This is a genomic window from Commensalibacter intestini A911, from assembly GCF_000231445.1.
GTDB lineage: Bacteria > Pseudomonadota > Alphaproteobacteria > Acetobacterales > Acetobacteraceae > Commensalibacter > Commensalibacter intestini.
The window spans coordinates 1-10,194 of sequence record NZ_AGFR01000020.1 but is presented as its reverse complement, the minus strand read 5'-3'; the positions used below and the strand labels follow the sequence as shown (position 1 = coordinate 10,194).

The 10,194-nt window shown below is 36.6% G+C and carries 9 protein-coding genes; 4 read left to right on the top strand and 5 right to left on the bottom strand.

Features of this window, described 5'->3' with window-relative positions:
- The 3 genes from CIN_RS11085 to CIN_RS11075 form a co-directional block, all read right to left on the bottom strand.
- The coding region (locus CIN_RS11085; protein ID WP_170314059.1) for a relaxase family protein at window positions 1-748 on the bottom strand (748 nt) is incomplete at its 3' end.
- On the bottom strand, window positions 697-1,056 hold the full coding sequence (locus CIN_RS11080) for a plasmid mobilization protein (RefSeq protein ID WP_050798440.1): 360 nt from the start codon (window positions 1,054-1,056) through the stop codon (window positions 697-699). The genes CIN_RS11085 and CIN_RS11080, both read right to left, overlap by 52 nt.
- A gap of 461 nt (window positions 1,057-1,517) precedes the next feature.
- Entirely contained in the window at window positions 1,518-2,042 is a 525-nt protein-coding gene (locus CIN_RS11075) for a hypothetical protein (protein WP_050798439.1), read from the bottom strand.
- Window positions 2,043-2,232: 190 nt separating this feature from the next.
- On the opposite strand from CIN_RS11075, the gene CIN_RS11070 reads away from it, so the two are divergent.
- The 4 genes from CIN_RS11070 (at window position 2,233) to CIN_RS11855 (ending at window position 8,442) form a co-directional block, all read left to right on the top strand.
- Window positions 2,233-4,608: a type VI secretion system Vgr family protein gene (locus CIN_RS11070; RefSeq protein WP_050798438.1), complete on the top strand. Its 2,376-nt coding sequence runs from the start codon at window positions 2,233-2,235 to the stop codon at window positions 4,606-4,608.
- Between the two features lie 14 nt (window positions 4,609-4,622).
- Window positions 4,623-7,028, top strand: a complete 2,406-nt coding sequence (locus CIN_RS11065) for a M23 family metallopeptidase (protein WP_008855177.1) — start codon at window positions 4,623-4,625, stop codon at window positions 7,026-7,028.
- A 6-nt stretch (window positions 7,029-7,034) separates the two neighbouring features.
- Window positions 7,035-7,739, top strand: a complete 705-nt coding sequence (locus CIN_RS11060; protein WP_008855176.1) for a hypothetical protein — start codon at window positions 7,035-7,037, stop codon at window positions 7,737-7,739.
- Window positions 7,740-8,049: 310 nt separating this feature from the next.
- The gene (locus CIN_RS11855; protein ID WP_139017017.1) at window positions 8,050-8,442 is read left to right on the top strand and encodes a hypothetical protein; all 393 of its coding nucleotides are present in this window, start codon (window positions 8,050-8,052) and stop codon (window positions 8,440-8,442) included.
- 84 nt (window positions 8,443-8,526) lie between these two features.
- Here the strand turns inward: CIN_RS11855 and trfA are convergent, their stop codons facing one another.
- Together trfA and CIN_RS11965 are read right to left on the bottom strand one after the other, a co-directional pair.
- Window positions 8,527-9,399 carry a plasmid replication initiator TrfA gene (gene trfA, locus CIN_RS11050; protein WP_008855174.1) on the bottom strand — a complete coding sequence of 291 codons (873 nt, stop codon included), beginning with the start codon at window positions 9,397-9,399 and terminating at the stop codon, window positions 8,527-8,529.
- A 342-nt stretch (window positions 9,400-9,741) separates the two neighbouring features.
- On the bottom strand, window positions 9,742-10,194 hold a 453-nt coding region (locus CIN_RS11965), incomplete at its 5' end, for a hypothetical protein (protein WP_040364487.1).

Here is a 10,194-nt window from a genome sequence, read left to right as displayed (position 1 = left end):
TTTGATCAAGTCTGAAATCTTGCTCATAAATCGCCCCTCTTAGGCGGATATTTGGCTCTGTGCCGTTTTTAATCGAAAGGGTTGTGGAGGTCGTTCCTGCAATCTCAAAGCCATGTTCCTCAAGAAACTGAAGCATACCTGTTCGATGATGAATCTTACCTTTTTGAATACCCCCCTCTATAAGCGCATTTAAAGCCTTTACAATACCTTTTGTTCTTTTTGGTAGGTTGGTAGCAACCTTATGCGTTTGACGCTTCTGTGGATCATCTGGAGTCGTTAAATCGTATTGTAAATTAATCGCTCGTTGAAAATGCTCACAAAGCGGACGATCCACACGGTCATAATAGAGATTAATCCGCTTCCTCGTCGAAAGCTCAATCGTGGGTATAAAAAAATACAGTCGTAATCTTTGTTGATTTCGATGTTCAAACCAGCAGCTTTGATACTGATCCGCAGATAAACCCGCTAAAAACGTTTTCTCAAAGTGGCTAATAATCTGATATTTGTATTTCTCAGGAATATTATGTTCCTCAAATGCCAAATAGCCAAAATTATAGGCCATTTTAAACACAAGACTTTCTGCCAGTGCAATCGCTAATTCAGGATAGCCAACCAAGAGATGGGTTGTAGGTTGGTTTAGCAGATCTTCTATTAATCGACGAGGTTTAGTGGATTTTAATTGGGGTAAGAAACGAATTAACATGATGTTTGACGCTTCTTTGTTGGTTGATGGATAAGATGCGTGCAAAGTTCCTGTAAGGAATGCTCGATGCTTGCCAATAAAGCCTGATGTTCTTTTTTGCTTTTAAAGGGAGAGCTGGTTGGGCTGCTATTGAGTTTGATATGGAGCTGATTAACGCTTCCCGTCAATCTAGCCAGTTCTATCAGAAGATCAGGATCCGCTTTTGGAGGAGGTTTTATTGGAGGGGATCTATCTGCAAGACAGGTCTCTCTGATCCATTGGGCTAAATGAGGGGTTGTTTTACGTTGAAGTAAGCGTTCATATTCATCTGGCGTTAAGCGGAGTTTAATCTCTTTGTTGCGTTTTTCTATCACAGAGATTACTTTCAAAAAGAGGAAAAATAATAGTCCCCTTTATCTATAATATGCACACCATAAAAGCAAATTATTCTTATAGTGAAATACTCTAAAAAATGGCACTAAACAGCCATGCGTTCGCTTTGCTCACAAAAATGGACAAAAAACAACCCTTAATCTAGGGCATTTTTAGGACATACACCATACGCAAGCATAGCTTGACATAAGATATTGATTTTATTGTGTTTTAGTTTGATTTTTATCGAAAAAAGTTAATATATAGTTAGGAGCTTTAGTTTAAAAACGTTGGGAAACTCAGAAAAAAAGCTAGTATGTTGCTAGTATATAAAAAATGAGATTTAAAACTCATAAAAGAAGCAATAATAAAGAATAATTAAAAAGGCTTTTAAATGTTTAAAAATAGAGTTTTATACAATATTTAAAAACAGCCTTACCCACAATTTTGTGGATAAGTGAAGTTATTTAAAAAGCTTTTTAAATCCACCCCAGAAGCCTGTTGATGGAGTGGCTGGTTCTATTGGCGGTGTAGGGGTGTTTTGAGGAGGCTCTGAGGCTGTTTGTGTCTCTTTAGGTGGGATTGCCTCTGTTTTCTCTTGGCGATACTCAAGAAGCTTTAATGCCGTTTTAAGACTATCTATCGTCTCTTGTTTGGCTTCTATTCTTTTTTCTTGTTCATCTACCTTTACTTTTAAAATAGATAATTCATTTTCTAGTTGGGCTATTCTGTTTTTTGACTGTGTTTGATCTGTTACAGTGTGTGTAGCATTACCTGTAATTTGGTGTAATTTTTGTTTGTTTATTACATCTGTAACATTGTAATTTTTTATATTTCCGTAAACTCTTAAAAGTTCTGATGTGTCAACGCCTATTGCATTTGTATCTGTGTTACATTTTGACAGTTTACCTGTAACAATATGACGGTGTAACGTTTGACGGCTTTTCCCAGTTAATCGAGCAGCTTCTGAGATAGATACAATAGGCATGATTGACCTCATGATTGAAGATTATTTTAGTTTTGACATGATGGTTAGTAGGGGTCAATAGGGTGAATGAGCGATAAAATGGAATAATTTTATTCTTTTTCTGAATTGTGACTTGCTTGGTTAATTGAAACGGCCTAATTTTTATCTTTGTAATAATATCTATTTATTAACTAATTATGGGGGTTATGCTATGGGGATGTTTGATGTTGTTGACGGGGCAACCAAGGCTCTTCTCACTGGCATAGAATTAGGGGTTTCTGGGGTTGGGCATAATCGCTATCATCTAAGCATTACAGGCTGTAATACCAACATTGATGTGCAGAGTTTTGAAGGGGTAGAAACGCTCAGCGAGCCTTTTTCTTATCAGATTAACTTCACCTCTATTGATCCCACTATTACCCCTCAAGATGTGCTCAACTGTCCTGCAAAGTTCTTCTTTCAAGCCCCTTCCGATTTAGAACCCCAAAGACGGGTTTATGGCGTTATTACAGGCTTTGCAAATCATGGAAGTTCCAAAGACCAAACCACTTACAGTGTTACCTTAGAACCTCGGTTGGCTCTATTACGGAAAACTCAATATACCTCCATCTTTCAAAACCAATCCATTCCTCAAATTGTCGAGAAAATCCTTAGGGATCGCCATCGTTTTGAAGGTCAAGATTTCCATTTTGACATTAAGCATACTTACCCTGCTCATGAGCAAGATATGCAATATAAAGAAACCGATTACGACTTTATCGCCAGAAAGCTTGCATGGGATGGGATTTGGTATCGCTTTGATATGGATAGCAGGCTTGAGCTAGACGTGGTGGTCTTCTCTGACGACCAGACCAAGTATGTCTTTGGTAATAGCCTCCCTGTACGTAATCCAGCAGGCTCTGGCATGAATGATAAAGGTATTCTTTCCGTATGGGGGTTAAAAGTCCACCATAACGTCGTGCAAGCAGGGGCAAAGGTCAAAGATTATAATTACCGCACTGCCAATGCCACCCAAAATAGTCAGACCGATGATTGGCAGCCCGATCAGACCACCTATGGCACCCCCTATCATTATGGGGATCGATATTTACAACGTGGCACAGACATAGACCCCGAAATCGAAACGGGGTCTTTTCATGCAAGGCTCCATAATGAGCGTTATAAAAACGAGAAGGTTCGGATTTATGGAACAACTAATGATCCTTCACTCTATCCTGGCAAGGTCTTAGACTTAGAAGGCGGATCAACAGATGACGCCTTAAAAGAAGGGTTTCTGATTGTCTCTACGGCCAATCATGGCTCAAGAGATGGTAAATATGAGATGGCTTTTGAAGCAATCCCTTATAGCGATCAGATTGGCTTTAGACCAAAACTCCCACAAAGACCGCATATTGCAGGAACCATCCCCGCACGTGTCAGCAGCACCGAGAAGTTCGATACCTATAGTCATATTGATGAGATAGGACGCTATAAGGTTCAGTTCGATTTTGATCTTGATACATGGGACAAGGGCAAGGAAAGCCTGTGGGTGCGTCTAGCCAAGCCTTATAGTGGGGGAACTTATGGCTTTCACTGGCCGTTACTAGACGGGACAGAAGTAGCGATTGCGTTTGAAGATGGGGATCCAGATCGTCCCTATATTGCTTATGCCTTACATGATTCATCTAATGGGGATCATGTTACCATTCAGAATTATAAACGCAATGTTCTACGCACGCCATCAAATAACAAGATCCGTATGGAGGATGAGCGGGGGAAAGAACATATCAAGATCTCCACGGAATATGCAGGTAAGACCCAGCTTAATATGGGGCATCTCGTCGATAGTTCCAGACAACAACGAGGAGAAGGCTTTGAACTGAGAACTGACAAATGGGGAGCGATTAGAGCCAATAACGGCATCTTCATCAGTGCGGATGGACGACAAAAGGCGAGTTCTACCTCACTGGATATGATCGAGGCGACAGGACAGCTCAGCGCAGCGTTAAACCAAGCAAAGCAGCTCAAAGAGGCAGCAGATGCATCAAAAGCCACAGGGTTGGATACTTCAAACCTAATGGCGTTGATTGAGGGGGCAGTCTCAGCATTACAGCAAGCCAGTGTCCTCATCTCAGCACCCGCAGGCATTGCTCAGACAACGCCATCCACGATCCAACATAATGCAGGACGCAACGTCATTACTACAGCAGGCAAAGATGTCAGCCTCAATGCTAAAAACAACGTCACGATGGCAGCATCCAATGAGATATCCCTCTTTGCCCATAATAAAGACCTTAGAGCGATTGCAGGTTACGGAAAAGTTGAGCTACAGGCGCAAAATAGTCAGATGAATTTAGATGCTAAAATGGATATTACGCTAAGGTCTCATGATGGGAAGATACAGACCTTTTCTCCGAAAGAGATTAATCTGGTTTGTGGGGATAAATGTTTTATCAAACTTACTCCAGATCAAGTGATTATGAATGCGCCAGATCATATCATCCATAAAACAGCCGTTGTTTTAAAACAACCCCCAGGTTCAATGCCTATTGATCCTCCTCCTATGCCAAAGCCTATATCAAAACCTGCCTTTAAGTTTTCTAAGTAAAAGAGCATTCAGAAATGATTATAAGTCCTCCTTTTTTGCCTGATGGTGATGTTGATCAAAATCAATCTAGTGATGTTTTTGTAGAGAAGTATATGCAGTCAACAGGGGATGGAAAATTTCCTGTCAGTGATTATTTTCAATGGCATGGTGGAGTGCATTTAGTTGCTCCAGATGTAGATAGTAAAACAAAAGTGCCCGTTAGAGCGATTGCTGATGGGAAAGTGTTATATGTTCGTCAACCTACTCCAGAGCCAGATAATAAGGCAGGAACAGTGCCACACCCGCAAAATCATCAAGGGCAAGAAGATTGGTGTGATAATGGCTGTGTTGTTATTCAGCATGATACAGAGATTGGTGAAGATTTACCTGTTACATTTTATTCGATTTACATGCATTTAAAATCGATTGAAGCCACGGTAATAAAAGGTTCTGATATTCATCGTAAAGGCAAGATTGGTCAGGCAGGGCAGATTTATGGAACAGATGGTCAAATTCATTTTGAGATTATTGCTGATGAAGTAAATACCAAGAAGTTTATCGGAGATTTAGCATTTACTGCACCTAGTTATTATACTAATCAATATGGATGTGAACAAGCATTTAGAGCTCAAAGCGGTCGAACCAATGCTTGTTTTGGCAGTATGTATTTTTATGTGCCTCAAGGTGCATCTATTTATGAACAGAGCATTGTTGAAGAAGATAAAGTAGTTCCTGTTAAAAATAAAAGAACGGGTGCGGTAAGTAATAAAATTATTAAAGTGAAAAAGACAGTTTGCCTTCCTAAAAAACAAGATAATGGGACTGATCTAACGGTTGGTCAGAACATATATGTTGAAATGGCATTTGATAAGGGGAAATGTACATTCACAAGTTATGATGAAGATGGAAATCCTTTAGTTGGTGATCCTGTGGTGACAAAGGGGGATAGTTCTTATAGTGATGTCGTGCATGAATATAATTTATATAAAGCCTCTTTAGCACTTTACCCTTCTAAGCCTACGGCTGGCTTTGAGTTATTACGATTTGGTCGGGTCATTGGAGATGAGGATTTTGCAGAGCCTGCAACAGTCACTCACTTTAGGGAAATTCAAACAGCCAAAGGAAAATACTGGGTTGATTTGAATAAATCTTATATCAAGAAATATAGTGATGCTGATTTTCCATATTGGAAAGGATGGGGGGTTGTTAGCGATGATAATGATGGCGATGGACGCTGTGATTCTTTGATTATTGGCTCTATTGTATTAGCTAAAGAGCAAGATGAAAAAAGAAAAATGTCTAAATATGGTGGTTATGGCAAGGTTATGGTCAATAATAAAACCGATGATTATTTATTGAAGTGTAATGCATTAGCTAGTGAGACTGTTCAAAAAAAAATAAAGCGAATTTTTTATAAGTTCCCGACCGAATGGAGCACGGATAAATTTGATGAACGTTATGGATGGATCAAGAAAGATTATTTTTCCAATGACGACAAGAAGTTTGCCAATTTTAAAGCTCATGTTCAATCCCTAGCTTTTTGGGATGAGGCGGGCATTCCCATCGATAAAAACCATTGGCATTTCCCACCCATCGAGTTCATTAAACACTTTCGAAAATGTTCGTGGTTGAGTAAGTATGAAATGAAACAGCTTATTCCAAAAAATATTATTCGGGAGCAAAAGAAAACAAAGAAAACCATTAATCCGACGACGCATAAAGCAAAATATGTGTATGACCATACAGAATATCATTGGGAAGCACCATTAGGTAAAGATTTAATTAATGATATTTACGTTAATCTTAATAAGGCTTTAAGAAAATATTGTATTACAACCCCATTACGAATGGCTTGTTTTTTTGGAAATGCTATTCAAGAAACAGGGTGGCTAAGAAAATTAGAAGAAACGGGTGGAAATGGAAAATCTTATGCCCCTTGGTATGGTAGAGGTTTATTACAGCTAACTCATGAAGATAATTATCAAGCATATTGGAAGTTTAAGGGGTTAAACACTATTAATCCAGCGACATACGCAGATTTTAGAAAATTATTACAAGAAAAAACAATAAAAGAACCTGTAGATTCTGCTGGTTTTTATTGGGTTTATCAAGATCGAAATTCTTGTGTTCCTAACGCGCATGCCGACGAATCACATGATTTAATAAGTAAGACAATTACTACAACAACCCCCAAAGGATTGTCTAAAAAATATTATAAAAGCATAGCATTTTGGAAGGCTGCTGCGGCCGTTAATTTGCCTGGTCATATTAGCAGAACGGATTATGATGAAGGAAAGTTGGGGTTAAATGGATTTCCAGATCGTTGTTGTGCTTATGCTTCTTGCCTGTCTATTTTAACAGAAATGAAATTTCCAGATACGCAAGGAAATAAAACATTAGAATTGCCAGAAAATTATGTGCCAAGAGGGATTAAGGGGTAAATCGGAATGAATAAACTATGTGTATTGATCAGTTTTTTTATTTGTATAATAAGTACGAGCTCTTGGGCAAAAGAAGATTTACAAAAGTATGAAATAAAACCTCATTTAATTGATTGGAAGATCCCTTCTTATCTTCAATCTTCTTATTCTAATAAAAAAACTGTTAATAATTGTAGTAAAGTAACTATAGATTTGCCTTTGTGGATTTCTTCAAATTATAACTCTATAACGATTCATAAAAAATTTACAAGAAACAAGCTACTTCCATATATTTCTAATTCAGATTTTATTCTTTATTGTAATACACAGAATATTAATATGAGCGATCAAGGCGTATTTTATAATAAGCAAATTAAACAATGGGATTTATCGTCAGAAGATAAAAACGAATTAATTAATATTACTGTAAATGATAATGATGGCAATTACCCCACTAAAAAAAGACAGCTCTATCAATTAAATACCAAAAATGCAAACGGATGGCTTTACACAGAAATTATAAATACTTCATTTGATAATCCAAAAATGAGTTCTGGTATTAAGCATGCTTGGTTTTGTCTGATAAATACTAAAAAGACTCAACAAGTATGCGGTGATGGAGAGGTGCAGGATATTGTGGTTAATCATGGAAAACCAGATTTTAATAACGGAGACTATACACCATATTTACTTCAAGTTCTCGAAACGCTTAAGTTCACAGATGATAAGTAAGCAATGTATATTAACCAGCTTTTTTGTTTGCATAATAAGCACGAGTTCTTGGGCAAAAGGGGTGATACAAAATGAAACTAAAACTAAAACCTATACAATAGACTGGAAAATTCCATCTTATGGAAAAAATTCTTTTCCAAAAAAACAAAAATATGAAAGTGATTGTAAACCTATTACAATTGAGACACCCAAATGGGCGTCGATAAGAAGTAATTTTATTATTATAAGTAAAAAATTTACAAAAAATAAAACAAATCCATATATTTCTACTTCAAATTTTAATTTTAGTTGTAAAACTAAGAATATACAAATGAGTGATTCTAGTGCCATTTACAACAGCCAAACTCAACAATGGGATTTATCATTAGATGATAAAAAAGAACTTATTTACGTTATCGTCAATACAAATTCTAAAGCTTATTCAGTTCTCAGAAATCAAATATATCAATTAAAAGCAAAGAATGCGACTGGGTGGTTAGTAACAAATATATCCAATTATTCGAATAATGATCCTCAATTAACTTCTAGCACGAAAATGGCTTGGTTTTGTTTAACGAATACGAAGAGAACACAACAATTATGTGGCAATGGAGATGTTCAATATATCGCAGCTAGTCATGGTAAACCAGAATTAACCAAAGGAGATTACACTCCTTACTTAATTCAAATTCTTGAAACGATTAAATTCACAGATGATAAGTAACTTTTATTTATCGCTCGTTTAATGGATTAGTATATTTTTACCCGTAAATTATCTTATTAAATGAGTTTACAGATCAAATATGGTTTAAACGAGTTTATATTTTTGTGTAAAGTTCACAAGATCACTCTCAAGATTATAGAATACATTATAATCTGGCAGCTCATTTGTTGCGACTAAAGATTTGATTGAGCGCCTAAATTCTCTTAGATTTTCGCTACTACCTGTCTTTTTTAATAGTAATTCTAATCTAATTTTCCATTCTTTTTGGCTTCCGCAATGTTTACGAGCTAATTCGTAAATTCGGCGGTCTAAGGGCTTTCTTAATCTAAAATAGTCGGGGCTGATGGTTAAAACCTGGTTAGAGGTAACGGAACGATATAGCCAATCAGGGAGAGTAACAGACACTCTGACCATACGTCCGTCTTTTTCTTCAACAACACGCCACGCATCAATTAGTCCAAAGCCACGTGCCTCCCTTGTCTTTGCTGTTTCAATATTGGTTGTAATATTTGTACTACGTAATCTATCTAAAGCATTTTTGGCTTTTTCATAATAACGACCGTCAACGCCCCTATTTGTGGTGATAAGATAATCATATATTGTAAAATGAACAGTTCGACTAATTTCTTTTTCTTCATAAATGGCTTGCATGAGTTTTGAGATGCAATAAATCCAGATGTCCTTATCATGAATTGTAGCCATGCCATATTCAGGGTTAGGAGCGATAACTATACTAAAGTTATTATGTTCATATCGCCTTACTCTGTTATCACCAGTTTTTAAAGCGAATAAGGGGTGTTCCATACTGGCTATATCATCTTGAAATGTCAGATTATTAAATATATCTGCAATAAAAAAATCTGTTTGTCGGTGCCTTTTGGGAGAAAGATGTTTTTTTTTATCTTTTTTTTGTATTGCTTCACATCCATGTTGAATGGTATTCTTTGTACAAATCATTGTTTTATATTCTCACGCAAGAGTATTAAGATAAATGGTTGTTAAAGGGTGATTGTTCTAGCAATCACCCTTTTTTATTGTAGCTAATACAATAATGTAACTTTAGCTTATAAAGCAATAGTTATTATCGTGACTTTAAACACGCTATTACGTGACTTTAAACACGCTATTACGTGACTTTAAACACGCTATTACGTGACTTTAAACACGCCTGTGGATAATTTATTGTTTATTTTCAATTGGTTACCTTGTGGATAATGACCCTTAATAATATATTAATAAATTTATAATAAGAAAATCACCTGTGAATTCTTTTTTGACCCTGTGGATAAAATTAAAAAATCAATGAGATTTTAGTTTTACAATTTTAAATTTTTTATCCCATATCTGATCCTGATAATTTGGATCAATTTCAATGCAAACCCGATCTGTCTTATTAGGCAATTCACAATGAGTTAGATTTAACCCCTTACTGGTTTGTTCATAAAGTTTTGCAGAAGTTTGTAAAGTTCTTACCTCTTGACGATAGGTTTGTATTTGAGTGTAAAAATAGTAAGACGCAATGAAGCTAACCAGACATAAGATCAGACAAACCCCTCCTAAACAGCAAAGCGGAAATGTGTAAAACCGAATAAGTCTTTTAAGCGTTTGTTTAGATTGTCTTTGTAAAACGCCGTCTATTCTCTTGAAGTTTTCTTCCAATCTGTTGGTAAAGTCGTTCCCAAGAATATTCAATTTCTCTTCGATTGCTTTCTCGGTCTCTCGCTGTTTTTGTTTTTCTAATCGTTCTGTCTG

Bases quoted from the DNA above. Each gene is read 5' to 3' on its own strand.
- CIN_RS11855 (WP_139017017.1), top strand. From the start codon at position 8,050: ATGAGTGATTCTAGTGCCATTTACAACAGCCAAACTCAACAATGGGAT.
- trfA (WP_008855174.1), bottom strand. From the start codon at position 9,399: ATGATTTGTACAAAGAATACCATTCAACATGGATGTGAAGCAATACAA.
- CIN_RS11065 (WP_008855177.1), top strand. From the start codon at position 4,623: ATGATTATAAGTCCTCCTTTTTTGCCTGATGGTGATGTTGATCAAAAT.
- CIN_RS11070 (WP_050798438.1), top strand. From the start codon at position 2,233: ATGGGGATGTTTGATGTTGTTGACGGGGCAACCAAGGCTCTTCTCACT.
- CIN_RS11075 (WP_050798439.1), bottom strand. From the start codon at position 2,042: ATGCCTATTGTATCTATCTCAGAAGCTGCTCGATTAACTGGGAAAAGC.
- CIN_RS11060 (WP_008855176.1), top strand. From the start codon at position 7,035: ATGAATAAACTATGTGTATTGATCAGTTTTTTTATTTGTATAATAAGT.